The sequence below is a fragment of the Luteolibacter sp. LG18 genome, assembly GCF_036322585.1.
Classification (GTDB): domain Bacteria; phylum Verrucomicrobiota; class Verrucomicrobiia; order Verrucomicrobiales; family Akkermansiaceae; genus Luteolibacter.
In genome coordinates, this window is sequence record NZ_AP024600.1 from 4451432 (window position 1) to 4476296 (window position 24865).

The 24865-nt window shown below is 64.9% G+C and carries 28 protein-coding genes; 13 read left to right on the forward strand and 15 right to left on the reverse strand.

Features of this window, described 5'->3' with window-relative positions:
• Nucleotides 1-98 precede the first annotated feature (98 nt).
• Nucleotides 99-713: a transcriptional repressor LexA gene (lexA, locus tag llg_RS17535; RefSeq protein WP_338286096.1), complete on the forward strand. Its 615-nt coding sequence runs from the start codon at nucleotides 99-101 to the stop codon at nucleotides 711-713.
• Between the two features lie 54 nt (nucleotides 714-767).
• Here the strand turns inward: lexA and llg_RS17540 are convergent, their stop codons facing one another.
• Nucleotides 768-1457 (reverse strand): hypothetical protein, encoded by a 690-nt coding sequence (locus llg_RS17540; RefSeq protein ID WP_338286097.1) that lies wholly within the window; start codon nucleotides 1455-1457, stop codon nucleotides 768-770.
• Nucleotides 1458-1471: 14 nt separating this feature from the next.
• Nucleotides 1472-1951 (reverse strand): low molecular weight protein-tyrosine-phosphatase, encoded by a 480-nt coding sequence (locus llg_RS17545; protein ID WP_338286098.1) that lies wholly within the window; start codon nucleotides 1949-1951, stop codon nucleotides 1472-1474.
• Between the two features lie 18 nt (nucleotides 1952-1969).
• Here llg_RS17545 and llg_RS17550 point away from each other — a divergent pair, with 18 nt between their 5' ends.
• The 4 genes from llg_RS17550 to llg_RS17565 all read left to right on the forward strand — a co-directional run bounded on the left by llg_RS17550 (nucleotide 1970) and on the right by llg_RS17565 (nucleotide 6106).
• The gene (locus tag llg_RS17550) at nucleotides 1970-3631 is read left to right on the forward strand and encodes a sulfatase-like hydrolase/transferase (protein ID WP_338286099.1); all 1662 of its coding nucleotides are present in this window, start codon (nucleotides 1970-1972) and stop codon (nucleotides 3629-3631) included.
• Between the two features lie 71 nt (nucleotides 3632-3702).
• Entirely contained in the window at nucleotides 3703-5109 is a 1407-nt protein-coding gene (locus tag llg_RS17555) for a hypothetical protein (RefSeq protein WP_338286100.1), read from the forward strand.
• Between the two features lie 60 nt (nucleotides 5110-5169).
• Nucleotides 5170-5601: an AP2 domain-containing protein gene (locus llg_RS17560; protein WP_338286101.1), complete on the forward strand. Its 432-nt coding sequence runs from the start codon at nucleotides 5170-5172 to the stop codon at nucleotides 5599-5601.
• A 58-nt stretch (nucleotides 5602-5659) separates the two neighbouring features.
• Nucleotides 5660-6106, forward strand: a complete 447-nt coding sequence (locus llg_RS17565; protein ID WP_338286103.1) for a hypothetical protein — start codon at nucleotides 5660-5662, stop codon at nucleotides 6104-6106.
• A 67-nt stretch (nucleotides 6107-6173) separates the two neighbouring features.
• Here llg_RS17565 and llg_RS17570 read toward each other — a convergent pair whose 3' ends face one another.
• Both llg_RS17570 and llg_RS17575 read right to left on the reverse strand, forming a co-directional pair.
• Nucleotides 6174-6854, reverse strand: a complete 681-nt coding sequence (locus llg_RS17570) for a metal-dependent hydrolase (protein WP_338286104.1) — start codon at nucleotides 6852-6854, stop codon at nucleotides 6174-6176.
• 61 nt (nucleotides 6855-6915) lie between these two features.
• Nucleotides 6916-7761 carry an FKBP-type peptidyl-prolyl cis-trans isomerase N-terminal domain-containing protein gene (locus tag llg_RS17575; RefSeq protein WP_338286106.1) on the reverse strand — a complete coding sequence of 282 codons (846 nt, stop codon included), beginning with the start codon at nucleotides 7759-7761 and terminating at the stop codon, nucleotides 6916-6918.
• A 124-nt stretch (nucleotides 7762-7885) separates the two neighbouring features.
• On the opposite strand from llg_RS17575, the gene llg_RS17580 reads away from it, so the two are divergent.
• Both llg_RS17580 and llg_RS17585 read left to right on the forward strand, forming a co-directional pair.
• Nucleotides 7886-8155 (forward strand): hypothetical protein, encoded by a 270-nt coding sequence (locus llg_RS17580; protein WP_338286107.1) that lies wholly within the window; start codon nucleotides 7886-7888, stop codon nucleotides 8153-8155.
• 8 nt (nucleotides 8156-8163) lie between these two features.
• The gene (locus llg_RS17585) at nucleotides 8164-8751 is read left to right on the forward strand and encodes a YdcF family protein (protein ID WP_338286108.1); all 588 of its coding nucleotides are present in this window, start codon (nucleotides 8164-8166) and stop codon (nucleotides 8749-8751) included.
• An 87-nt stretch (nucleotides 8752-8838) separates the two neighbouring features.
• Here the strand turns inward: llg_RS17585 and llg_RS17590 are convergent, their stop codons facing one another.
• The gene (locus llg_RS17590) at nucleotides 8839-9360 is read right to left on the reverse strand and encodes a hypothetical protein (protein ID WP_338286109.1); all 522 of its coding nucleotides are present in this window, start codon (nucleotides 9358-9360) and stop codon (nucleotides 8839-8841) included.
• Nucleotides 9361-9490: 130 nt separating this feature from the next.
• On the opposite strand from llg_RS17590, the gene llg_RS17595 reads away from it, so the two are divergent.
• Nucleotides 9491-10072 (forward strand): GNAT family N-acetyltransferase, encoded by a 582-nt coding sequence (locus tag llg_RS17595; protein WP_338286110.1) that lies wholly within the window; start codon nucleotides 9491-9493, stop codon nucleotides 10070-10072.
• A 51-nt stretch (nucleotides 10073-10123) separates the two neighbouring features.
• On the opposite strand, the gene llg_RS17600 is transcribed toward llg_RS17595, so the two are convergent.
• The 4 genes from llg_RS17600 to llg_RS17615 form a co-directional block, all read right to left on the reverse strand.
• The gene (locus llg_RS17600; protein WP_338286112.1) at nucleotides 10124-12421 is read right to left on the reverse strand and encodes a tetratricopeptide repeat protein; all 2298 of its coding nucleotides are present in this window, start codon (nucleotides 12419-12421) and stop codon (nucleotides 10124-10126) included.
• A gap of 109 nt (nucleotides 12422-12530) precedes the next feature.
• Entirely contained in the window at nucleotides 12531-13373 is an 843-nt protein-coding gene (locus llg_RS17605; protein ID WP_338286113.1) for an alpha/beta hydrolase, read from the reverse strand.
• 137 nt (nucleotides 13374-13510) lie between these two features.
• Nucleotides 13511-14641, reverse strand: a complete 1131-nt coding sequence (locus llg_RS17610) for a M20 family metallopeptidase (RefSeq protein ID WP_338286114.1) — start codon at nucleotides 14639-14641, stop codon at nucleotides 13511-13513.
• A gap of 62 nt (nucleotides 14642-14703) precedes the next feature.
• Nucleotides 14704-15840, reverse strand: coding sequence for a HEAT repeat domain-containing protein (locus llg_RS17615; RefSeq protein WP_338286115.1), 1137 nt, complete (start codon nucleotides 15838-15840; stop codon nucleotides 14704-14706).
• Between the two features lie 131 nt (nucleotides 15841-15971).
• On the opposite strand from llg_RS17615, the gene llg_RS17620 reads away from it, so the two are divergent.
• The 3 genes from llg_RS17620 to llg_RS17630 all read left to right on the forward strand — a co-directional run bounded on the left by llg_RS17620 (nucleotide 15972) and on the right by llg_RS17630 (nucleotide 18228).
• Entirely contained in the window at nucleotides 15972-16412 is a 441-nt protein-coding gene (locus llg_RS17620) for a DoxX family protein (protein WP_338286117.1), read from the forward strand.
• Nucleotides 16413-16482: 70 nt separating this feature from the next.
• The gene (gene pyrF / locus llg_RS17625) at nucleotides 16483-17259 is read left to right on the forward strand and encodes an orotidine-5'-phosphate decarboxylase (RefSeq protein ID WP_338286118.1); all 777 of its coding nucleotides are present in this window, start codon (nucleotides 16483-16485) and stop codon (nucleotides 17257-17259) included.
• A 51-nt stretch (nucleotides 17260-17310) separates the two neighbouring features.
• Complete coding sequence (locus llg_RS17630) at nucleotides 17311-18228, forward strand: MBL fold metallo-hydrolase (RefSeq protein WP_338286119.1); 918 nt, start codon at nucleotides 17311-17313, stop codon at nucleotides 18226-18228.
• Nucleotides 18229-18246: 18 nt separating this feature from the next.
• On the opposite strand, the gene llg_RS17635 is transcribed toward llg_RS17630, so the two are convergent.
• Complete coding sequence (locus llg_RS17635; RefSeq protein ID WP_338286120.1) at nucleotides 18247-19173, reverse strand: prolyl oligopeptidase family serine peptidase; 927 nt, start codon at nucleotides 19171-19173, stop codon at nucleotides 18247-18249.
• A 178-nt stretch (nucleotides 19174-19351) separates the two neighbouring features.
• On the opposite strand from llg_RS17635, the gene llg_RS17640 reads away from it, so the two are divergent.
• Both llg_RS17640 and llg_RS17645 read left to right on the forward strand, forming a co-directional pair.
• Entirely contained in the window at nucleotides 19352-19948 is a 597-nt protein-coding gene (locus tag llg_RS17640; RefSeq protein WP_338286122.1) for a protocatechuate 3,4-dioxygenase, read from the forward strand.
• A gap of 232 nt (nucleotides 19949-20180) precedes the next feature.
• Nucleotides 20181-21083 (forward strand): helix-turn-helix domain-containing protein, encoded by a 903-nt coding sequence (locus tag llg_RS17645; protein WP_338286123.1) that lies wholly within the window; start codon nucleotides 20181-20183, stop codon nucleotides 21081-21083.
• 98 nt (nucleotides 21084-21181) lie between these two features.
• On the opposite strand, the gene llg_RS17650 is transcribed toward llg_RS17645, so the two are convergent.
• The 5 genes from llg_RS17650 to llg_RS17670 form a co-directional block, all read right to left on the reverse strand.
• Nucleotides 21182-21598 (reverse strand): DUF5069 domain-containing protein, encoded by a 417-nt coding sequence (locus llg_RS17650; protein ID WP_338286124.1) that lies wholly within the window; start codon nucleotides 21596-21598, stop codon nucleotides 21182-21184.
• 67 nt (nucleotides 21599-21665) lie between these two features.
• Nucleotides 21666-22280, reverse strand: coding sequence for a lipoyl(octanoyl) transferase LipB (lipB, locus tag llg_RS17655; RefSeq protein WP_338286125.1), 615 nt, complete (start codon nucleotides 22278-22280; stop codon nucleotides 21666-21668).
• A 43-nt stretch (nucleotides 22281-22323) separates the two neighbouring features.
• Nucleotides 22324-23025, reverse strand: a complete 702-nt coding sequence (locus llg_RS17660; protein WP_338286126.1) for an NAD-dependent deacylase — start codon at nucleotides 23023-23025, stop codon at nucleotides 22324-22326.
• Nucleotides 23026-23451: 426 nt separating this feature from the next.
• The gene (gene ruvC, locus llg_RS17665; RefSeq protein ID WP_338286128.1) at nucleotides 23452-23955 is read right to left on the reverse strand and encodes a crossover junction endodeoxyribonuclease RuvC; all 504 of its coding nucleotides are present in this window, start codon (nucleotides 23953-23955) and stop codon (nucleotides 23452-23454) included.
• A gap of 27 nt (nucleotides 23956-23982) precedes the next feature.
• Nucleotides 23983-24864: a transglutaminase family protein gene (locus tag llg_RS17670; RefSeq protein ID WP_338286129.1), complete on the reverse strand. Its 882-nt coding sequence runs from the start codon at nucleotides 24862-24864 to the stop codon at nucleotides 23983-23985.
• Nucleotide 24865: the final 1 nt, after the last annotated feature.

Below are 24865 nucleotides of genomic sequence, written 5' to 3' on the forward strand. Positions count from 1 at the left end.
AATACCGGCCACCGCTTCAAGGTTCAATCGGCGGACTCTTTCCGCTTGCCGAATGATTTTTGCCGTGGTTTGTTCCGTTGAACACTGTTCACAACGCCATGTCGCAGGGACTTACCTCACGCCAAAAGGAGATCGTCGAGTATCTGAAGGAGAGACAGCGCAGCACCGGCTTCATGCCGTCGACCCGCGAGATCCAGCACTACTTTGGATTCGCCAGCCAGACGGCCGCGATGAGCCACCTCCGCGCCCTGGAGAAAAAGGGCGTGATCCAGCGCCTCGCCGGCAAGGCCCGCGCCGTGGTGTTTCCGGAGGATCTCGACCGCGAGGAGATCGTGGACATCCCGATCTACGGGGAAATCGCCGCGGGTATGTCCCAGGACGCCGAACCGGAGCGCCGGGGCTGCCTGTCGATCGACATCACCTCCCTCGGCATCCCGCGCAATGCCCGCACTTTCGCCCTCAAGGTCCGCGGGGATTCGATGATCGACGCGCACATCTGCAGTGGGGACACCGTGATCCTGGAATTCCGCGAACCGCGGAACAACGACATCGTCGCCGCGCTGATCGACGGCGAAACCACGCTGAAGCGCTACATCACCGACAAGGGCCGTCCGTTCCTGCGCGCGGAGAACATCGATTTCCCGGACCTGATTCCGGCTCGCGAGCTCATCATCCAGGGCGTGCTCGTCGCCCTGCTGCGCCAGGCGGCGTAAAGGCAGGGTGGCGGCGGTTGGAAACCGCCGCCGCGGTTTGAAAAACCTTCGCTCTCAATCCACCATCCCGCGGTAGCGCCAGGGCGCGTAGCCGTTGGTGACGAGCTTGTCCTTCCGCATCGCGGCGGCATTGACGCGCCAGACGGGATACGGGCCGGCCTCGTAGGCGAGGATCATGGTGCCCGGCTCCTGCCAGCCGGCGAAGAGGATGACATGGCGGTAATTGAGAAGGATGTCACCGGGCTTCAGTTCCTCCCAGGAATCCAGCTTTCGGCAGATGTAAGGCAGCTCCTTGGTGGAAAAAGGGCGGGGGAGATTCCAACAGCGGGAGACGAGTCCGGAGCAATCGATGCCAGCGGCCTGTCGGCTCACCGCGTGATCGCCCTTCTTCTGTTTCTCGTCGGTGGAAATGTCTCCGGCGTAGTGGCCTTTCGCGAGCGCGGCCTTGAACGATTCAGGGGTATCGAAGCCGCCCCACTTGTAGGGCATGCCGGTGGCGGGTTCGCCGGGTTTCCACCAGCCGTTCTTGAGCCCGGCCTTGGCGAGATCGACATCCGGGGTGTGCACCGTGATGCCTTTCTTGTCCGGGCCGTGGTAGGCCTGCGCGGCCTGCGGGGTCCAGGAAACGGTGGAGTAGCGCCAGGCGGTGTCGATCGCTTCCTTGCGGGTGGCGATGCCGGAGGAGCAGGAGGACAGCAGGGCCGCGGGAATCAGCAGCGCGGCGGCGAGGGAAATGCGGGTCATGTGGCGTCTAACGGCTACGAGAGGGAGCGTAGGAGACCGCGGGATGCGTCTTCAACCAGATCCGCGACATGTTCGAAACCCGCCTGGCCGCCATAATAAGGATCGGGGACTTCGGTGGCGGCGTGGCGCTTCCCGTATTCCATGAACAGGCGGATCTTGTCGTGGCGGGTGCCCGCGGGATCGAGCGCCCGGACGTTCCGTAGGTTCTCCTGGTCCATGACCAGCACCAGATCGAAGGCATCGAGATCCGCGGCGGTGATCTGGCGGGAGGCCCCGAAAATCGTGTAACCGCGCTCCTTCAGCGTGGCGGCCATCCGCGGGTCCGGTCCCTTGCCAGCGTGGAAGCCGATGGTTCCGGCGGAATCGGTGGCGATGGCGTCGGAAAGGCCGGCCTGGGTGACCTGGTGGCGGAAGACGATTTCCGCGGCGGGCGAGCGACAAATGTTCCCCATGCACACAAAGAGCACGCGGAAGGGCTTGCGGGTGGCGTTCATGAAGGGCAGATGACCGTCATGCTCTCCGTCCGCCGCTTTCTCGCAATCGCAAATGCCATCCTGCTGGGAGTGGCCGCGGCGGCGGATTCCCCGAACGTGCTGGTTTTGTCGACGCCGGGCTCATCCGCCCCGGAGCTCAAGCCGCTGCAGGAGCAGGGTACTTCGTTTGCCGCCTGTTATGCCTCGCCCTCGCCGGTGAAAACGCTGGCGGCATGGCTGACCGGTTGCCACGAACTCCGTGCCGGGGTGGTGGACGAACGGGGTGGGCGGAACTTCATCCGGCCGGACGTGCCGCTGGTGTCGGACGCGTTCAAGGCCGCGGGCTACCGCACCGGCTTGTTCGGCTCCTGGGGATTGGGCGACGCCCTGCCGTTCCGGCCCGAGGATCGGGGCTTCGTCGACGTGCTCGTTGATGGCGGTGGCCTGCCTGGCGACCACTGGGGAAACACACATGATTCTCCGTGGCTCCGGACCACCACCGGCTGGAAACACCACGAAGGCCGCTTGGAAACCGTGCTGTCCACCGAGAGCGTGGCGTGGATCGAGGCCCGGAAGATCGCCAAAGAGCGCTTCTTCCTACAGGTGAACCTGCCCGCTGGCTGTGAATCCTCCGCCACCACGATCCTCGCCGGGCTTGATCGCCTTGGGCTGACCAAGGATACGATCGTCGTTGGCTTGGGGCTTGGCGGCAAACCATCTGCAAACAGCCCGGAAGCCCAGTCCTCGCTGGTGATCCGCTGGCCCGACCATGTGGCTGCCGGAAAGACGGTGCAGACCCCGGTGGCGGTGTATGATGGTTTCCCGACGCTTGCCGGCCTGTGCGGTGCCCCCTTGTTTCGGGATGCGAAGCCAGACGGGGTGGATCTCAAGGATGCTCTCACGGAGCCGGAAAAGCCACAGCCCGAGCGGACGTTTTATTTCCATCCGGGAGGCTGGCCGGCCGATCAGGTGGCGGACCGGTTCAAGTCGGAAGGGTTCGTGGTGCGGCGGGGCAAGTGGCGGCTCTCCGGGCTCGAACTCCAGGATCTCAGCCAACCTGCTGACAAGCGTGGCAATGAGTTCGAAAAACAGGCGGATCTGGCGATGGAGCTGATGACCGGTTACGGAGCTTGGTGGCAGAGCGTCCGCCCCACGCTGGCGGACCGGACCCGTATCATCGTGGGCGATACCCGCCAGCCGGTGGTGCCGCTGACCTGGGGCGATTGGTGGCCCAGCCGGGAGTCAACGAAGGCCAACGGCCCCCACCAGATCCCGGACCACGCCGCACTGAAGCGACTGCTGGCGGATCTCGCAGACCCGGAGAAGGCAAAATTGGTGCCCGCCACCTCTGGAGTCTGGAAGATTCACGCGAATCAAACGGGCCACTACAAGCTGACCCTGTGGAAGGTGCCCGCCGAGGCCGATGCCGCGGAGCGAGACCGCCTCGGCAAGCTCAAGGCGGGGCCCGTGCATGCCCGGTCCGGCAAATACGAGGTGAAGTCCCAGCTCCTGGAAGGGGCGACTTCCATTTCGCTGGGAGTGGATTTGAACGAAGGTGATTCGGATCTGGAGGCGTGGTTTGAAAGCCAAGCCGGACCGGATGCCTTGATCGGGGCCTTTTTCGCCACCATCGAACGCGTGGGTGAGCGCAAAATGCCCGATCCTGACTTCAAAGCGCGTCCGAAAGAGGACGCGAAGTGAAAAATTGACAGAAACTTTCCCCGAATGGCGGGGTTTGATTGGCGTCGAAACCGATACTTCCTCCTCTCCTCATGAAAAATCCCTGGATCCTTCCTGCTGCCGCTCTCCTCGTCGGAGGTGCCGGTGGCTTCCTCGCCGGTAAGAATGGCGGTAGCTCCCAAGCCTCCTCGGCCCCGGATTCGCTTTCCCTTTCCGCCTCCCGCTCGAACCGCAGCGGCAGTGCCTCCACCGACAACCGCGCGAACCGGGCCAAGTCGCTGGCGGACATCCGCAAGACCCCGGGCCAGAATGGCCGCATCCAGGCGCTGCTCGACTATTACCAGAACCTCACTCCGGACCAGATGGAGGCGGAGGCCGCCAAGCTCGAGAATATGCCGATGAACGAGCGGATCATGGCCTCGATCCTCCTCTTCGGCCGCTGGGCTGAAACCGATCCGAAGGCGGCGCTGGCCTTCTCGGACAAGATGGGCATGGCCGGGATGTTTGCGAAGCCGACGATTCTCCAGAGCTGGGCCAGTGTCGATCCGGAGAACGCCGCCAAGTATTTCGCGGAGAATCCGCGTGAGTTCCAGATGATGGGCATGGGTGGCCCGGGTGGCCGCGGCGGCAACAGCGGTGCTTCCGTGATCGCCGGTGAGTGGGCCAAGAGCGACCCGCAGGCTGCGCTGGCCTGGGCCGAATCCCTGCAAGGCCGCGACAAGACCCAGGCGATGACCGCCGTGGTCCGTGAACTGGCCACCTCCGATCCGCAGAAGGCCGTGACCATGGCTGCCGCGATGGAAGGTGACGCCCAGAAGGACGCGTATGCCTCGATCGCCAGCCAGTGGGGTGCCAAGGATTTCACCGCTGCCGAAGCGTGGATCAAGTCCCTGCCAGCCGACCAGCAGGCGTCCGCGATGGCGGAAGCCATCGGCAGCCTCGCCAACACCGATCCCCAGCTCGCCTCGCAGAAGATCGCCTCGATGGCCGATGGCCGTGAGAAGCAGGACGCGATCAACTCCGTGGTCAACTCCTGGTCCCGCGAAGATCCGAAGGCCGCCGCCACCTGGCTGCTGGCGCAAGGAGGCGAGGATGTCTCCCGCAATGCGATGCGCGATCTGATGCGCAACTGGTCCAGCCAGGATGACGCGTCCGCCGTGGCATTCATCAGCCAGCAACCGAGCGGCACGGTCCGCGATGAAGCGGCCACGTCCTACATCTGGTCGAACCGCTCCGACAACCCGCAGGCGGTCGTGAGTCTGGCGGAATCCATCACCGACGAGCGCAGTCGCGAGCGTGCGATCGCCGTGTCCGCCGAGCGCTGGATGCAGAGCGATCCGGAGGCCGCGAAGGCCTATATCCAACAGTCCACGCTTCTCAGCGATGAAGCCAAGCAGCGCATCCAGGAAGGCAACCGCGGTGGGTTCGGCAACCGTTTCGGCGGTGGCGGACAAGCGGGCGGCAACAACAACGGCGCCGGTCGCCGCCGGGGTAACTGAGTCACGCTCGCCGGTTGACACGGCGGGATACTGACCCAAGGGTTCCATGGACATTCCGACATGGAACCCGGACGGGACAGCCGCGGCATCATCCGCCTCGATCAGCCGAAGACCGGCACCTACGGGTGGCAGGTCCGGTTGCAACGGGGCGGGGTGAAGTTCGCCCGCTATTTCGCGGATCGGGGCGCAGGTGGGCCGGAGGCTTCGTGGGAGCAGGCGCGCGCCTGGAGGGATGAGTTGTTGGAGCGTTTCGCCCGAGAGGCGGCGCAGGCACGGGTGTGCCGGACCTCGGCCCGGAATTCATCCGGCGTGGTGGGGGTGTCCCGGATCACGGTGCAGGTGGCCGGCGGGGTGAGTTATCATTTCTGGCAGGCCTCGTGGAGCCCGGCTCCGGGCGAGCGCCGCAGCATCCGGTTCTCGGTGAAACGCCACGGCGACAAGCAGGCGTTCCGGCTGGCGGTGGAGGCACGCCGGGAGGCCACGGGTTTCTGAGGTGGCAAGTCGCTTGGTGCTTGGACAAAGCCGTGGCAACGGTCAAAACCACGGCATCATGTTCAGCGCGAGCAAACTGACTGGCGAACAAAAGGCGGCCCTCATCCAGTGGGCCGCGGAGGGAGCGACGATGGCGGATTTGCAGCGCCGCTTGAAGGAGGAGTTCGAACTCGGGATCACCTACATGGACACCCGCTTTCTGGTGCTCGATCTCGGGCTGGAACTGAAGGAAGAGGAGAAGGCTCCGGAAAAGAAGCCGGAAGACGAAACCTCGGCCAAGGTGCCCACCGGTACGGTCTCGGTCACGGCCGACGAACTGGTGCTGCCCGGCGCGCTGGTCAGCGGCCGCGTGACGTTCAGCGATGGCGAAGGCGGCACGTGGTTGATCGATCAATCCGGCCGCCCCGGTCTGGACCCGGATTCCGCGAACTATCGCCCTTCGCCGGAGGATATCGCGGAGTTCCAGGTGCAACTGCGCGCCCTGCTGCAGAAGCGCGGGTATTGAGGTGGACGGGACGCGCGGGGAGCTTCGCGAGTCCTCCCAATCGCAAGTTGGAAACCTGCGCGACGTCTCACAGCCCGATCGTCTCGCCGATGGCGGGCAGCAGCAGTTCCACGCCATTCGCGGCAAAGGTGGCCTTGGCGGCGTCCTTGTCGATGACGATGGGCGGGAAGGTGTCATAGTGGACGCCCACCACGCGCTTCGCGCCGCACCATTCCGCGGCGATGGCGGCGTCGTCCGGTCCCATGGTGAAGTTGTCGCCGATCGGCAGGACGGCGAACTCCAGTTGGTAGCGGTCCGCGATGAGCTTCATGTCGTAGGTCAGCGCGGTGTCGCCGGAAACGTAGAAGGTGCCTTCCGGGGTCTCGATGACGAAGCCGCCGGCGTTGCCGCCATAGGAGCCGTCCGGAAAGGACGAGGAGTGCACGGCATTGACGTATTTCACGCGGCCGAAGGGGAAATTGAACGCTCCGCCGTGGTTCAGCGGGTGGCCGTGGGTGAGCCCCTTTGCTCCGTACCAGGTTACGATCTCGTAGTTCGAGATCAGGGTGGCCCCCGAGTATTTCAGGATGGTCTCGGCATCCGCCACGTGATCGCCGTGGGCATGGGTCAGCAGCACGAAGTCCGGCCGCAGCGAGGTGATCTCCACCTTCGAGGCGAGCGGGTTCGGCGTGATGAAGGGATCGAAGAGCAGGCGATGGCCGGAGACTTCGATCAGGATGGAGGAATGGCCGAGGAAGGTGAGTTTCATCAAACGAAAAAGGGTGTCGGAATGTCCGACACCCTTTCGCAAAATCAGGAAAAAGACAAGATCACTCGCCCTGGCCGTGGCCCTTGAGGAGATCGCCGAGGCCGCCACCTTCCGGAGCCGGAGGCGCGTCCTTGATGTCGACGAGCTCGAGTTCGAAAATGAGGAGCTGGTTCGGAGCGATCTCCACGCTGCGGCGCTGGTCGCCGTAGGCGAGCGCGCCCGGGATGAAGAGCTTCCACTTCGAGCCGATCGGCATGGTGGTGAGGGCTTCCTTGAAGCCATCGATCACCTGCAGGGTCATCGGAACGGTCTCGCCTTCCGGGGATGCGTCGAACTGGGTGCCGTCGATGAGGGTGCCCTTGTAGTTGACGAGGAACTCCTTGTTGTCTTCCTTGCCGTCCTTGGGAGCCTGGTACTTCTTGTCGCCGCCCTTGGTGAGGACCTCATACTGGAGGCCGCTCTTGGTGGTGATCACGCCCTGGCGCTTGCCGTTCTCCTCGAGGAACTTCTTGCCGTCCTCCAGGTTCTTGGTGGCGACGTCCTGCTCGCGCTTCTGGAGCAGATCGCCCAAGGCCTTCATGGCGGCCTGGAGCTTCTCCTCGCTGAGCTCGGGCTTGCCGCCCTTGAGCGCGGCGCTGAAGCCCTTCACGAAGGCTTCGGTGTCGATATCGGCGGCACCGATACCGAATCGGCCGTATTCCTGTGCGAAGCTGCCGCCGGTGCGGAAACCGAGGGCGTAGGAGGAATCCGGTTTCACCGTGGCCGGGTCGGCAGGGGCGGGAGCGGCCTTGTCGGCAGCCTTGCCAGCGGCGGGCTTGGCAGGGGCATCCGCGGCAGCCGGAGCTTCAGCGAAAACGGCGGTGGCGAGGCCGAGAGCCAGTGCGCCAGGGATCAGGGTGCGGATCATGGAATCAGGATTGGGAATGGCGCGGACCCTAGGCGCGGGCCGCGGCGGTGTCGAGGGCGGGTTTTGATCCGGGACCGGTTGAAGGGCATTGCGTCAGGTCGCATCCCCCGCTTGGTTCCTGGCTGTGGATTTGGACGAGATGACGATGCTGGCGGATTGGATTCATTTCCGTCCGATGAGTTATGTGGTGCGCGGTCTGATGGGGATCGGCGCTTTTGTCGCGGCGATGAATGTGGACCACACGTGGTCCCGGGTGACGGGGTTCGTATTCCTGCTCCTGGTGGGAGTGGGTCTGCTGTTGGCCGGTATCTCGCACGGTACCTGGATCGATATCCTAGTCGGCGTCGTGGCGCTTTCCGCGGCCGGTTATTCGTGGTGGTATACCCGGCATTGAACCCTGCGATGAAACGCCGCCGCTGGTTTCGATTCCTGCTGTTCTTGCTCTTGTCTGGAGTGGCTGCCGTGCTGATCGGCACGGGAATCCTCGTGATCGCCGGGCTGCGTGATGTACCGGGAAAGGCGGATGTGGCTCTGGTGCTCGGGAGCAAGGTGGAATTGGACGGAACACCCTCGCGACGGCTCCAGGCGCGCCTGGACAAGACGGTGGAGCTTTACCGGGCGGGCAGTTTTCCTGAGATCATCGTCAGCGGTGGCTTTGGCAAGGAGGGGTATGACGAGTCCGTGGTGATGCGGGATTACCTGGTGGCGCAAGGAATCCCGGCCGGATGCATCCTCCTGGATGGCGATGGGGTGACGACCTACGCGAGCGCGAAAAACACCCGTCAGATCGCCGACCAGCATCATTTCCAGAGCGTGCACGTGGTGACGCAGTATTTCCATATCCCCCGGTCGCGGCTGGTGCTGGAACGCTTCGGATTCAAGGAGGTGTATTCCTCCCACGCGGAGTTGTTCGAGGCGCGGGACGTGTATTCCTCGCTGCGGGAGTTTTTCGGCTACCTCAGCTATCGATTCCGAAACATGGAGTCGTGACGGGAGATGAGCCGGGGATAGTCTCCAGAGGACTGGAGGTGTGGAGAGCTTCGTAAATTCCCACACACACGCCGGGCCAAGCTTGGCTCAGAGAAGGCCCGAGTAGCCCTGTCCGGGCCAATCGCCATCGCCGGGCGGGCCTTCGAAGTGGGAAGAAATGAAGTCCTGCCAGGACGCAAGATCCGCGGGAGCCAACCGGCTCACCAGGTCACGGGTGCACTTGTCGCAGATCAGCAGGGGCAGGGGGCCTTCGATGAGATCGCCGGTGGGGTCGAACAAGGCCGAGATGCCGTAGCCCGCCATGTGTTCGCGCGGGGTCCGGCAGCCGATGCAGCAGGCGAAGCGGCTCTCCAGGGTGGAGTCCATCATGAAGTCCTCGACGCGCGCGTCCCAGTCGATGCGGGTGGCGAGGAACTCGCGGACCGCCGCCTTCGATTGCTCCGAAAACCCGGCGGAAGTCTGATTCCGGCACGGCTCGCAGATGGCGTATTCCATCATGCATTCCTCGTGCTTGTAGTCCTTGATGACCAGCCACCGGGCATCGATCTCCAGCAAGGGCAGCCGACAGCGGATACAATGGTGGAACGGTTCGCCCGTTTCCTCCGACATCAGCCAAGGGGACAATCCATGCATCGGTCGATTCCACCACGTTCTTTTGGATTCGTGAAGAAAGTAAATGGCCGATTTTGAGGCGGCTTTTGAGGTGGCATCCGCAGGTCGGTCCGCTTTGCTTCGGGACATGATCGAAGTGCGGCGAGTGACGGGGCTGGGCATTGAACCTTACTTGAAGGATCTCGCATCCCTCAGAATCAGCGTGTTCCGTGAGTTTCCCTACCTTTACGATGGCTCGGAACACTACGAATCCGACTACTTGCGCTCTTACGCCACCTCGTCCGGCGGGGTGATCGTGCTGGCCTTGGACGGAGAGAAGGTGGTGGGGGTATCCACCGGGCTGCCACTGGCGGAGGCGGACGAGGCGTTCCAAACGCCCTTCCGGGAGGCAGGCATTCCGGTGGAGGAGGTGTTCTACCTCGGGGAATCGGTGCTGGCGAAGGAGTATCGCGGCCGCGGGATCGGACACCGGTTTTTCGACGAGCGGGAGGCCCACGCCGAGGAGCTCGGATACAAGGTCACGTCGTTCTGCGCGGTGGAACGTCCGGCGAACCATCCGCTGTGCCCGGCGGCCTACCATTCGAACGACGTGTTCTGGACGAAGCGCGGCTACGTGAAACGCCCGGAGCTGCAATGCCGCCTGTCGTGGAAACAGGTCGACGCGGAGGATGAGGTCGAGAACGTGCTGACGTTCCGGACGCGAGGATGAAGTGGCGAGAAGCCCGCTCTCTGCCTGTGGGGTGCCCTTGGGGGGGCGGCTTTAGTTCAGGCCGAGTTTCTTTTCGAGGGAAACATCCGGCAGGGCACCGAACTCGAGGGACTTCATATACATCCGCTTGCCTTCCTCCTTGCGATTGCTCTTCGAGCAAAAGAGCGCGAGGTTGTAGTAGGGCTCCGGAGAGGTGGGATCCGCCATCATCGCCGCGCGGGTCGAGGATTCGGCTTCAGCGGTGCGGCCTTGGCGGAGGTAGAGCGACCCGAGGAAGAGGTGGCCGCGGGCATCGTCCGGAGCGAGCTGCACGGCACGAGTGAGGGCCTGCTCGGCACCGGAGGCATCGCCCAGTTTGAGCAGCGAGACCCCCAGCATGAGATGGGCGTAGGGGTTCGAACCGTCGATCTCGGTGGCGCGCTGGAAGACCTCGGCGGAGGAGGGATAGTCCTCCAGCTTCATTTGGATGAAGCCCAGCTTGCAGAGCGCGCTGGTGTTGCCGGGATTGTCATCCACGGACTGGACGTAAACCTCCTTCGCCGCGAGCAGGCGGCCGGCCTCGAAGGCCTTGGTGGCGATGCTGTCGCTGGCGCTCCAACCGTCTCCGAGTTGCGTGAGGTTTGCGGAAACCTTGCCGCGGCTCTGGGCATGGGGGGAACTGAGCGCGATGTCCGCCTTGGAATCGGCGATGAGCTTCTGCTCCTCCGGGGTGAGGGTGACGTCGATGCCGCCGAGGAGATCCGCCGCGTCCTTGACGGCTCCGCCGCCTTCGCCGAGCTGCTTCACGGCGGTCATCAGTTCCTCGCGCGCTTGCTGGCGGCGGTTCTGGGCCTGGAGCTGCCGTTTGATGACCTCGCGGAGGGTCTTGACCTCCTCACTGTTCGCAGCACCGGAGGCGAGGGCGTCTTGTTCGGATTTGAGACGGGTTTCGAGTTCCTTGAGACGTTTGTCCTGTTCAGCGCGTTCACCTTGGAGGCGGCCGATCTGGTGCTTGGCGATGGCGAGGTCGCGCAGGGCCTCGACGTAGAGGTCCTTGTCCTCGTTGCCAGCTTCGGAGAGCTTCTTGACCCGCTCCTCGGCCTCGCGGAGCTGCTTGGCAAGCGTCATGTTCTGCTCGATGAGATCCTGAATGCGTCCGGATTCATTGAGTTTCAGCAGCGCGGACATCTGCTCCTTCTCACGCAGCAGGCCATCGCGCTCGGTCTGGAGCTGGGCGTAGGCCGCCTGGCTTTCGCCGAGTTGCTTGGCAAGGGTGTCGATCTTCTTGTTGGCGACGACGATTTCGGCATCGCGCTGTTTGAGGAGTGTCTCAAGATCCTTCTTTTGATCCATCAGCCCCTTGACCACATCATTGGCGGTCTTTTGCTGTCGGTCGGTGTCCCGTTTGAGGTCGGCATGCTTCTGCTGGAGGACGGCGAGATCGGCCTGCAGGGTGGCTGTCTTCACCTTTTCACCCGCGAGCTGGTCACGGCTCTGGGTGAGGGCGCGGTTGAGAGTATCGCGCTCGAGGTCGAGCTTGCCGATCTGGGTTTCGAGCGATTTGTAATCGCTTTCCACCGGTGCCGCGGCGAGGCGGGCGCGCATGGCATTGAGTTCGCCTTGGGCGCGGCTGAGTTCCAATTGGGCCTGATCACGCTGGATCTCCATGTCCCGCATCCGCGACATGGCGCGGGAGAAGTCGATCTGATCTTTGGGAGCTTGGTTCTGGAGTTGCTGCGTCTGCGCCTGAGCCTCCCGGAGTTGCTTCTGGAGGCGGGCGACGTCCGCTTCCAGGCGGGCGACCTGCTTGGATTCCTCCGGATCCACCTGCTGGATGGGCCGGATCGGGGCCGTGGGCAGCGGCTTGAGAGGGGCGGGAGCGGAATTGGGGACCGGCGCGGGCTTGTCCTTGTCCTTCGGCTTGCCGCTGTCGAGCGGCTTCGGCAGATCGGCGGTGGCCTGCGGTTTCGCGCCCTTGGAGGGATCGATGAGCTGCCCGGAAACCTTCGTGCCGCCTTCAAGTTCGGCGACGATCTGCTGCTTCTTCAGGCGCAGTTCGTTCGCCTTCGGCTCGATCTTGGCGATGGACTCATTGGTCATCGCGCCGCGGTCCTTGACCATGTCCGGCTTCCAGTCCGGATAGTAGAGGCGCACGGCATCGAACATTTCCTTCGCGCGCTTCAGCTTGTCGTGTGCCCCGATGATGTCGCCTTCCTTCTCCAGGGTCTCGGCGTCGCGGGCCGTCAGGTAGCCTTGGAAATAAACGTCGGAGGGGTCGAAAGTGCGGCGAGGCGTCGGCTGCGGTGGGTCCACCGTGACCTGAGCGATGGCTCCACCCGACAGCGCGAGCACATAGAGTGCGGCTGCCAATACGGGGGGGAGGCGCAAAAAGGAAGCTGCCCGGCGGATCATGAGTCGCGGACACTAGGAAACCCGGAGGGCTACCGCAAGTGGGAAGTCGCCGGGCGGATCTAACGCTTCACGGGGCCTCCCGGGCGGTTTCCAGTGCCTTTTCGAGGGTTTCCGGAGCGAGTTCGGAGAGATCGTTGTGATGGCCGCCGGGGATTTCGACGAACTGGGCGGTGTTCGGGGCTGCCGTGGCAAGGGTGCGGCCCATGCTCACGGGGATCACTTCATCCTCCGCCCCATGGAGGATGACCACTTTGCCGGAGCCGGCGGCCTCGATCTCGCGGAGGCGCGCCAAATTGTCATAGCGGTGCCAGAGCAGGAAGCCGAGGGGGACGCCGGTGACCACGCGGGTCATGTCCATGGTGCTGGTGAAGGGAGACATCAGCACGCCGCGGCGGATGCCGTATTCCTTCGCGGCCATCAGGCAAACGGCATTGCCAAGGCTGTGGCCGAAGAAGCGGAGCTTCCCCTGGTCCGCGGGGAGCGACCACCCGAGCGAGTTCATTGCGGTCGGAACCACCGCCCGCAGGCTGCGGCGGATCGATCGCGGGCTGGGCGACCCGGCGCAGGCCCCGTAGCCGGGCATGTCCACCAGCAGCCAGGCGTCGTCACGCGGGCCGTGTTCGCGGAGCCAGTCCGACCAATCGAGCGCCACGGTGCCATTGCCGCCGCAGACGATCCACAGGTGCTGCGGGCGAGGTGTGCGCTGGATGAGGTAGGCCTGCTGGGGGCCGTCGCTGGTCTGGTAATCGAGGATCTTGTTTCCGGATTCCTTCGACCAGTGGCTGACGCGGGTGGGTGGGTAGGGGCGGGGGAAGTAAATGAAGCTGCTCTGGCAGCCGGTCAGACCGAGGAGCAGCAACAGAACGCCGCAGGATATGAGCTTCAGGAGTTTGAGCAGGAAGCGGCGCATGGCGGTTGGGGAGGATGGGACCGTTCGGAATGAACTGAACATGCATGGGTCCGCGAGGATTTTCCCACTCACAAGTTGGAAACTTGTGCTACTTGCGGACTGAAGTCCGCGGTCCAATTGAGGCTCGTGTCCGGTGTTCAGAGCAGGCTCTTCACGAGCTTGCTGAACATGGCCGCGCCTTCCTCGAGGGCGGCGATGTCGATGAACTCGTCGATGGTGTGGGCCTGGTCGATCGAGCCGGGTCCGATGCAGACGCTCGGAACACCGCCGTGGGAGAGGTGGGCGGCATCGGAGAACCACGGGGCACCGGCGAGGCCGACCTTCGGATCGACCGCGAGCATGGCCTGGATCATGCGATGGTCCGGCGCGGTGTCCATCGGCGTGTTCTCGTGGGGTTTCACGATCTCCAGCGGCAGGTTCAGCGCGGAAATCGAGTCCTTCAACAACTGGAGGGCTCCACCGGACGACGCGAGCGATGGGGTGATGCGGATGTCGATCTCGGCCTCGGCGAGGTCCGGCACGATGTTCGGCCGCGAGCCGCCGCGGATGACGCCGACGTTCATCGTGCTGTGGCCGAGCACGGGATGGGTGAAGGTGGCGAGCTTCGTCGGCAGGTTGCGGTCGAGGACGTCGAGCGAGCGCGCGAGCGTCATGACGGCATTGCTGCCACGCTCCGGCTGCGAACTGTGGGCGGCCTTGCCGGTGGCGCGGAGGGTGGCCCACAGCGAGCCCTTGGTGACGTTCACGATCTGCATCGAGGTCGGCTCGCCCACGAACGCGAACTCATAGTCGCTGCCGTGCTTTTTCACGAAATCCTTGGAACCCCATTGGCCGGATTCCTCGCCCATGAAGGCGACGAAATCCATCGCCACCGGAGCTTCCGCAAGCTGGTCGCGGGATTCATAGAGCGCCCACAGCATCGCCGCCATCGGGCCTTTGGTGTCGGAGGCGCCGCGACCCCAGATGCGGCCATCGCGGATCTCGCCGCCGAAGGGATCGACGATCATGCCGGCGACGCCGACGGTATCGAGGTGCGGGCCGAAGAGGATGCGCGGGCGGCCATCGAGCGGGGCGAAGCGCGCGATCAGGTTCGGGCGGCCGGGCTGGATCGTTTCAAGGGTGACGTGCGCGCCGATGCCCTTGAGCCAATCGGCCAGGAAATTCGCCATGTCCGCCTCGCCGGTGAGGTCGGTGCCCGGCGAGTTGTCCGGGTTCACGGACGAAATCCGGACCAGTTCCTGAAGCAAGCTGACGACGTCCACGGGCATGCCCGCTTTGTTAGCCGCGGACCCGGTGCGGGGAAAGGCCCAAAGTCAGTGAAACGCCATCGTCACTTCAAGGCATTGGCCGCGGCCTGGCGCACGCTTTCATCGAGATCGCCGGTGGCCATCACGCGCAGCAGGACGAGGTCCTCATCGGTGCGGGAGCGGGAAAGCGCGCGCACCACGATCAGGCGGATGCGCGGATTGGCATCGGTGCGGAAACGGGCGAGCACCTCGCGGGCCTTCGGATGGCGGTTGGTGAGCAGGACGCGGGCGGCGTCCTCGCGGAATTCCTCGGCGAGGCGCTCGCCTTCCTCGGCTGGACCGTAGGCCGGGGTTTCATGCGGATTGACCGCGAGCTTCTTCGCCAGCGCGTCCACGGCGGCTTCCGCCGGGCGGCGGCCGAGCGCCTGCATGGCGGTCCATTGCAGCCAGCCTTCCTTGGTCTCCATCGCCTGGATCATCGGGGCCACGATGCGGTCGTCATCGTAGGCGGCCAGCGTCTGGGCGGCGGGCATGGCATCGTCGTCCTTGCCGGTGAGCATCTTGTTCGCGAGCAGGTCGATGTTCGCGGCGAGGCGTTTCGGGTCCGCGGCCACGACCCGGACGCGGGCCTCCACGCTGATGACGCCCTCGGATGCGGAAGAATGGCGGGTGCCTTCCACCCAATCCGTCTCCTTCTCATTGAGGCTGGCGATGCGCTTGGCAGTGACGACGTAGGTGCCCGGGGTGGTGATTGCACCCCATTCGGAAAGCAGCAGGCGGGCGGTGTATTTGTCCCGCGGCAGGAACGACTGCTCCATGAACTCCGGCGGCGCGGTGACCAGCACGGGGCCCTCCGGCTGGGGCACGGGCTGGCCGGTGGCATCGGCGATGGAAAGCGATATCATCCGCGGGCGATCACCGAAGAAGGTGGGCTCGGCATACGTGCGGAGGGTGAGGGGGACGCGACCGGCGTTCTGGAGCTGGTAGGTGAGGAACAGCGGCTCGCCGACCATGACCTCGGCCTTGTCCGGGACGAGCGCGGCTTTCACCGGCCACCCATTGATGGCGAAGGTGGTGCCTTGGATCGCAGCGGGTTCCTGCGGTTGCTTCCGGGCCGGGGCGGGCGCGGGTGCCGGGGCCTTCTTGGGGCGGGTGGTCTTGCCAACGGCGGCGGACAATCCAAGGGCGAGGCAGGCGACCGTGACGACGGGAAGTTTCATGGAACGGAAAAGCAGCGGGACGGAACAGGCGCGCGGGGCGCGGCCAGACGTTAACGGTCGCGCACGGGAGGGCAAGAAGCGAGCATGGCCCGTGCTTGCGCGGTCCGGAAAACGGCTCTTTAGTCGCGCGGATGCCGCCGAACCGCCCCCTGCCGATCCTTGCCCTGGTGCTGCGTGTGTTGCTGGGCGTGTGGTTCGTTTATTCCGGCGGGGAGAAGGTGTTCGGCACCGGACTCACCGAGTTCACGCGGGCGGTGGCGAACTACCGGATCGTGCACGCGCCGTGGGATGCCGTGGTGGCCTACACGCTGCCGTGGTTCGAGATCGTGGCCGGTCTGTGCCTGGTGCTGGGTGTGCTGCGGCAGGGCGCGCTGCTGCTGGTGGCCGGGATGACGGCGGTGTTCGCCTTCGGGGTGGGCCACGCCTGGCGGGAGGGCCTGAACATCGCGTGCGGCTGCCGGGGATCGGACGCGCCGATGAACTACGGCGCGAAGTTCGCGGAGTTCGGGGCCTATTTCGCGGTGATCGGGCTCGTGTGGTGGCAGGAGCGGAAGGGGCGGGTTTCCTTGTAGCCGCGTTCGGGAGAACGTGGCCACGTCATGAAGACTTGTCGCCGCGCGCCGCTCCGCCCACGGTCCGGACATGCGCTACACCGAACGCCTCCAAGCCCGCATCGCCGCCACCGGTTCCCGTCTCTGCGTCGGACTCGATCCACGCCCGGGTGATGGTGGAGCCGCGGAGGCGAAGGAGTTCCTGCGCCGCGTGATCGGGGAAACCTGGCAGCACGCCGCCGCCTTCAAGCCGAACATGGCCTACTTCGAAGCCCTCGGCATCGCCGGCGTGCAGGTGTTGGAGGAACTCCTCGCCGAGATGCCGAAGGAGGTGCCGGTGATCCTCGATGCCAAGCGCAGCGACATCGGCGAGACCCAGAAGTATTACGCGCAGGGGTATTTCAGCCGTTGGAATGTCGACGCCGTGACGCTCAATCCCTTCCTCGGCTATGACTCCATCGAGCCGTTCCTGGATTGGGAAGGCAAGGGGATCTACCTGCTGGCGGTGACCTCGAATCCGGGTTCCGCCGATTTCCAGCGCCAGACGCTGGCGGACGGCCGCTCGGTGTTCGAACTGGTGACCGCGCTCGGCGACCGCTCGGTGGCGGAGGGCCGGAAGACCGACGTCGGCTACGTGGTGGGCCTCACCAATGCGGCCGGGGTGCTGGAGCGGGTGCCGGACGCACCGCTGCTGGTGCCCGGTCTGGGTGCACAGGGCGGCGACCTGGCCTCGCTGGCGGGTGCTGGGCGCACCGCTCCGGACACGATCAACGTGTCCCGCGGTATCCTGTATGCCGGTGATGATCAATCGTTTGAGGCGCGGGCCAAGGCGTGGGCGGAGAAGATCGCCGCGGCTTATGCCGGATGAGGTGATTTTTCCCGCGAAATTGGCACGAACCGGGCGTAGGATCGGAGCGCTTTGAAGGAACCCGGACCCAGCTCGAAGAAACGCTCCGCCTATTCCGGACTGCTGCCGCAGAAGGGCTGGCCGCAGCGGAACTACCAGTTCTTCCGACATCGCGTCGTCCCCGGCATGTTCAAGAAGGCCGGGGGCGAAATGCTCCAGCCGGTGGCGGCCCCGCCGGAGGACGGCCGGGTCCGCATCACCTGGATCGGCCACGCCTCGTTCTTCCTCCAGTTCGCCGGGCACTCGGTGATGGTCGATCCGAACTGGGCGGGCTGGCACGGGCCGGTGAAGCGCCAAATCAAGCCGGGACTGAAGATCGGCGACGTGCCGGAGGTGGACCTGGTGCTGGTGACCCACGCGCATTTCGACCACCTCCACAAGCCGAGCCTCAAGACGCTCCAGGCGCGCAATGGCATCGTGGTGCCGCGCGGCAGCGGCTCGCTGGTGAAGAAGCTCGGCTTCCCCGCGGTGCACGAGGTGAAGGTGTGGGACGAGCTGTGTTTCGACACGCTGGAGATCATCCACACGCCCAGCCACCACTGGGGCGCGCGGTTCCTGCACGACACCCACCGCGATTACGGCGGCTACATCGTGCGGACCGGCGGCAAGAGCGTGTTCCACTGTGGCGACAGCGCGTATTTCGAGGGCTTCGAGGAGATCGGGCGGCGGCACTCCATCGACGTGGCGCTGATGCCGATCGGCGCCTACGACGCACCCAGCGGCCGCGACGTGCATCTCAATCCGGAGGAGGCCGTGCGGGCCTTCGCCGACCTCGGGGCGAAGGTGATCATCCCGATGCACTACGGGACCTTCCCGCTCGGCAACGAGCCGCTGCACGAACCGGTGGAACGCCTGCTCGCGGAGGCGGACCGGCTGGGCATCAGCGACAAGGTGCTGATCCCAGAAGCGGGCGTGGGGATCGAGTGGTGAGCGTTCGCGGAGCGGGTCTCACAGTTTCACCGCGGCCTCCAGCTCCTTGGCGTCGATCTTGATCGAGGTCGCGGGGCCGCTGTCCTCGATGACCTTCTTCGCCAGCAGGCGGGTGACCGGGGAGAGGATGCTGAAATGGTTCACTCCGGAGACCGGTTCGAAGCGGATCTCGGGATTGCGGCTGGCCTTCGCGAGGATGCGGAGGGACGCGATGTTGCTGGTCTTCTCGGTGCCCTCGAAGACGTAGGTCGGATTGTGGATGGCCTCCAGCCACTGGACCGGCGCGCGGAAATTGGCTTCCTTCTCGTCCTTGATGTCGAAGGGCAGCAGGTCCTTGCCATAGCCGACGACCTCATCGGCGGGGCCGAAGGAGAACACGGCGCGGAAGCGGTCGCTGGAGGCGGCAACCAGCAGCGCCAGGGTGCCGCCGGTGCTGTGGCCGCCGAGGTAGATGCGGTCGGGGTCGACATTCGGCTGGCGGGACAGGTAGTCGCGGGCGGCGAGCACGTCGTTGACCTCGCCGTAGAAGCCTTCCTGGAAGCCGGGGTTCTTGTTTCCGCCGCGCAGCGAGGGATACATCATCACGATTCCGGCCTCGCGGAAGGCGCGGGCGGATTGGTCGTTTGCCGCCGGGGCGGGTTGCCACGCGGTGTCGCCGATGCCGTTGGAAAAGCCACCGAACAGCCAGATGATCGCCGGATGCTTCGCGCCATCGCCGGTCGGCGGGGTGAGGTAGGCGGCCAGTTCGCCGGCGGGTGAGGTGTAGTGAACCAGCTTGAACACCCCCTCGGGCGGATGCTCCACGGCCTCGCCGTCGCTGGTGCGGCGGGTGAGGTGGGTCACGAAGTCCCCGCGGGCCTCGAGCAGCGATTCCTTCGCGGCGGGCCGGGACGGCTTGCAAGCGGTCAAGAGCGACAGCAGGAGCAGGACGACGGGGAGTCTCATGGAGGCCCGGAGTGTGGCCCGGAAAACGGTCCGCTGACAAGACCAACGGCATGCGCGGCGTCTTGCTTCCCGCATCATTCCGTGCCACGTGTGAGGCATGCACTTCCCGGATTGTCCACTATGCCATCGCCGGAATTTCCTCAAAACGGCGCTGGCCGGGTCCGCTGCGTTTTTCACCGTGCCCGGGGCCTTCGCCGAGGCGCTGATGCCGACCGCGCCGCAGACCGAGGGGCCGTTCTACCCGGACAAGCTGCCGCTCGACACCGACAACGACCTGCTCATCCTCAATGCGGGCCTCACTCCAGCGGTGGGCGAGGTCACCCACCTCACCGGCGTGGTGATGGACCTGAAGGGGCAACCGGTGCGCAACGCGCTGGTGGAAATCTGGTCCGCGGACAACAGCGGCATCTATCTCCACACCCAGGCCGACCACCCGGAGAAGCGCGACAAGAACTTCCAGGGCTACGGCCGCTTCCTCACCGGCTCGAAGGGCGAATACTACTTCCGCACCATCAAGCCGGGCCAGTATCCCGGCCGCACCCGCCACATCCACGTGGCCGTTTCCCTCAAGGGCAAGCGGGTGCTGACGACCCAGTGCTATCCGGCGGGTGAACCTGATCAGGACAAGGACGGCGTGATCCGGGCGATCCGCGATCCGAAGGCGCTCAAGACGGTGATCGTGCCGTTCACGCCCATGGAGGGATCGAAAACGGGCGAGCTGGCGGCCCGTTTCGACATTGTGCTGGGTCTTACCCCCGATGACGGGCATTCATAGATCGCGGAATACGCGCAGGGTTAAGCAAAGGATGCGGAGCAAGTTTTCGCGGGGTCGTTCATGATTACCCACCCCCAAGGTGTCTCATGCTTGCCCGATCCCTCCACGACTTCCATGTTGCCGCTCCGAGAGCGGACGTGACAAACGACTTCGGAAACCGGAGCATGAACCTGTTTTACCCCCGGGAGGATTTGTGTTCCCGCTTTTCCGCGGAATGAGCCCGGTGCCCGCCATGAACCCTGCCAATCCACCCTTTGAATCCCTCCTTCAGCAGCGGCTGAAGGCCTCGGAGACATTCAAGGTCTACCAAGAGGCCTTCCGGACGGCCACCGGCCTGCCGTTGCAATTCTCCGGCATCGATTTCGAGGACCGCTGCGTGGAGCTCGGCACCATCGGAACGGCGGAGCTGTGCGAGGCGCTCAACCTCTGCAAGAGCTCCTGTTACGCCTGTGTCGACACGAACCGGCGCCTGCTCGAGGAAGCCGAGGTGAAAGGGCCCGCGTCCTGCCACTGCTTCGCGGGTCTGGTGTCGTCCGCGATTCCGGTGCGGTTCCGCGATTCGATCATCGGTTATCTCAAGACCGGCCAGGTGTTCACCAGCCAGCCGACCGAGGAAGCGTTCGCCATGCTGCTGGAGAAGATCGGCCGCAACGGCATGGATCCACCGACCATCGATCTACTACGTTCCACGTTTTTCCAAACCCGCGCGGTGGAGCCGATCCGCTACGCCAGCATGATCTTCCTGCTCCAGAGCTTCGCGCTCCAGCTCGGGCAACAGGCCGAGACGCTGGCGGTGCAGGGGCGGAAGGAGGAGCCGGCGTCGGTGGGCAAGGCCCGGGTGTTCATCGAGCAGCATCTCGCCGAGCCGCTCGGACTCACCACGGTGGCACGGGTGGCGGGCCTCAGCGAATCGCATTTCTGCCGGATCTTCCGCGAGGTGACCGGCCAGACGATGACGGACTACATCAGCCGCCGCCGGATCGAACTGGCGAAGAAGGCGTTGATGAACGCGGACGCACGGGTGTCGTGCGTGGCGTTCGACGTGGGGTTCCAATCGATCTCGCAGTTCAACCGGGCGTTCACGAAGGTGACGGGGATGTCGCCGACCCGCTGGCGGGCGCAGCAGTGTAGCTGAAAGCTCCGCTTTCCCTCTGCCGGGTGGGAGTCACCCGGCCTGAACTCCCTCCGCCAACGGAGCTGGCGGATACAATCCGAAAGCGGAGCTTCCGGCCACTATGGCCGCTCCTCGGCGTCCATCAGATCGAAGAAGGTCTGGATGTCCTCGCGGTCCTCGAAGCCGGCTGCCTGTTTCGCTTCGACGAGACCGGCCTCGTCGTTCCAGCCGCGCTTGCGCATGAAGGCGTTCCAGACGTCGATCTGCTCCTGGTCCGGCTTGCGGCCGTGGTCGAAGCACCAGTCGAGGATTTCCTCGTAGGTGCCGCCCTCAAGCGTGCGCTTCTGGAGATCCTCGAATTCGATGCCGAGCAGGCGGCAAACGCGGTCGTCGAAGGTGCGTTTGCCGGGGATCACGCCGATGTGGTAGCCTTCCGGGAGCTTGCCTTCGGCATTGAGACGGATCTTGTCGAGGATGCGGCCGAACACGGAGATACCGCCGATCATGTCGCGCGGGCTGCGGATGGGGAATGCCATGGCCGCAGTGTCGTTCCTGCCCGCCGGACGTCAACCGCCGGAGTTGTAACGTAGGCCGGTTTTCCGGTTACCAATCCGTCGCCAGTTCCGCCGCGATCACGTCCGCCACTTCCTTCACGGTGACGGGTTTCCCGGCTTCCTGTTCGATGCTGGTCATCGACACGCCATCGAGGCCGCAGGGGGTGATGGCGAAGAAGGGTGGCAGGCTCTGGTTGGTGACGTTCAGGGCGAAGCCGTGCAGGGAGATCCATTTCCGAACCCCCACGCCGATGGACGCTAGCTTGCGGTTCTCCACCCACACGCCGGTGAGGCCCTCGCGGCGATCGGCGGGCACGCCGAACCGGTGGCAGGTGCGGATGATCGCATCCTCCAGGCGGCGCAAGTGGGCGTGCAGGTCGCGATCGCGGGTGCGGAGGTCGAGCACCGGGTAGCCGACGAGCTGGCCGGGGCCATGATAGGTCGCCTGGCCGCCACGGCTGATCTCGAAAACCGGGTGGGGAAGGTGCTCCCGGGAACGCAGCGACGATTGGTCGCGCAACCGTCCGATGGTGTAGACGGGCGCGTGCTCCAGCAGGAACAGGGTTTCCTCCGTGGTGCCGTCCAGCACACCCGCCACGGCCTCGCCCTGAAGGCGCAGGCCTTCCTCGTAGTCCACGTTGTTTCCGAGATCGACGACCTTCATGTCCGCGGGGAGGGAAGCGCGGTTCCGCGGCGCTGGCAAGGGGCTATCGCTTGGCGATCAGGTCGCGGACCAGCTTCGGGACGGTTTCGGTGGCCGGGCCAAAGAGGCGTTCATCGAATTCGTTCGAGCGGGCGGTGGGGGCGAGATTGATCTCGATGGTGGTCGCGCCGTGCATGGCGGCCATGGCGAAGAACTGGGCGGCGGGATAGACCACGGCGGAGGTGCCGATGGCGATGAAGACATCGGCGTCGCGCAGGGCGATCTCGATCTCATCGAGGTGATAGGGCATCTCGCCGAACCAGACGATATCCGGGCGCATGCCGCGGGTGGAGCCGCATTGGCCGCAGCGATCCGCCGTATCGAGCACGGCCGCGGGTTCGCAAGGGGTCACCTCGCTGCACCATTGGCAGCGCTTTTTCAAAAGCTCGCCGTGCATGTGCAGCACGCGCTCGCTGCCCGCGCGCTCGTGGAGGTCGTCGACGTTCTGGGTGATGAGTAGGAAGTCATTGCCGAAAGCCGCTTCCAGCTCGACCAGCGCCACGTGGGCGGCGTTGGGGTGGACCTCGGCGAGCTGGTGGCGGCGCTTGTTGTAGAAGTCATGGACCAGCGCGGGATCGCGATCGAAGGCCTCGGGCGTGGCGACGTCCTCGATGCGATGACCTTCCCACAGGCCGTTGTGGTCGCGGAAGGTCTTCACGCCGGACTCCGCGGAGATGCCAGCGCCGGTGAGGATGACGATTTTCATGGAAACGTGCTCACGGAACGCGAGGGAGGATGGATTGGCGAGGACAAGTTGGTGTGGCTCACGGGACTCTTGCAAACGCATCCACGTATCGGCGAACAGGCCCTTCTTTTTGGAGTGCGGCGAGCAATCGCCGCTTTGGGCACAGGAGAGAATCGACGGAGGTGGTGCGGAGGTGGAAAGGGAGAAGTTGGAGCCAGAGATGAAGTGGTTTTGGAAGGTGGGAGCGACTTTGCGAAAGCAAGAGTTCTTCCCGGCGATGACTCGCCTCCGCTCAAAGCGGCGATTGCTCGCCGCACTCCATATTCAGATTGTCGAGCCGGTCTTGTCCTGCACCTCGATGGCCATCAGGAGGACTGGAGATGCCAAGGTGGTTCGCGGGTCTTCCCCGCCCACGCTCTCACGAGCGCGGCTACGACGGAAAGGCGTTCAAACCAGCCGCCGCTCCAGCAGCTTCGCCTTCAGCGGATCGGACGACTGCAAGTGGGCGAACGCGATGGCCAGGGCGTCCGCGGCGTCGTGCGGCGGGGTTTCGCTGAGGCCGAGCAGGGCGCGCACCATGAAGGCGACCTGCTGCTTGTCCGCGGTTCCATTTCCAACGATGGCCTTCTTCACCTTCTTTGGCGCGTATTCGTAAACCGGCAGGCCACGGTCCGCGGCGGCGATGAGCGCGGCTGCACGGGCGGCCCCCATGCTGATGGCGGTCTGGTGGGATTGGACGTAGATGATGCCCTCGACCGCCACCTCGTCAGGCACGAACTGCTCGATGAGGTGGCTCAGGTGGGTCCGCACCGCGGCCAGCGCGGCGGACTGGGCCAGCCGGGCGGGAATATGGATCACGTCGTAGGCCAGCACCGTGGGCCTGCGCGGATCTCCATCAAGCACGGCATAGCCGGTATTGCGGATGGCGGGGTCGATGGCGAGGACACGCATGAACGGCCAAGTGAATCAGGAACCTGTTCATTCGTCCACTGGTAGTACATCGACCCCGACGAACAATTTCTGATCCCCGGCCCCCAGCGTCACACCGCGCAAGGGGCTGACATCGGCGAAGTCGCGGCCCCAGGCCACGGTGATGTGGCGTTCCTCCGGGAAAATGCCATTGGTGGGATCGGCATCGATCCAGCCATGGTCGTCGCCGCAGAACACGGACACCCAGGCGTGCGAGGCATCGGCTCCCACGAGGCGTTCCTTGCCTGGCGGCGGATCGGTTTCCAAATAGCCGCTGACGTAGCGGGCCGGCAGCCCGAGCGATCGCAGGCAGGCGAGCATGAGGTGGGCGAAGTCCTGGCAGACCCCGGCCTTCCGCTCCAGCACCTGGTGGACGGGCGTGGCGACATCGGTGGCGCGGGTGTCGAACTTGAACTCGCGGTGGATGCGGTTGGTCAGATCGCGGACGGCGGCGAGGATCGGGCGTTTCGACGTGAAATCGGTGCGCGCGTAGTCGGCGAAATCGCGGGCCACGGGGACCATCGGCGAGCTGAAACGGAACTCGCCGGCGGCGGAAGCGGGTGTCAGCGACTGCGCCTGGCAGGCATCGCGGATGGTTTCCCACGGCGGGGTCTTCTCCGGGCGCGGCAGCTTGGAGGGCTTCACGTCCACCAGGCTGCGGGCCACCACTTCCAGCACGGTGTGGCTGCCCTCCATCTCGAAATAGGTGGTGATGTTTCCGAAGGCATCCGAATGCACCGCGCGGCCCACCGGTTGGGGCGTGATCTGGATCTCGTGCCACGGGCAGTGCTGGGTGGGCAGCGGGCGCGGTGCGAGGTGGGCCAGGTGATGGGACACCGTGACAGCTCCCTCGTAGACGTAGCGCGTGCGATGGATGATCCGGTAGTGCATC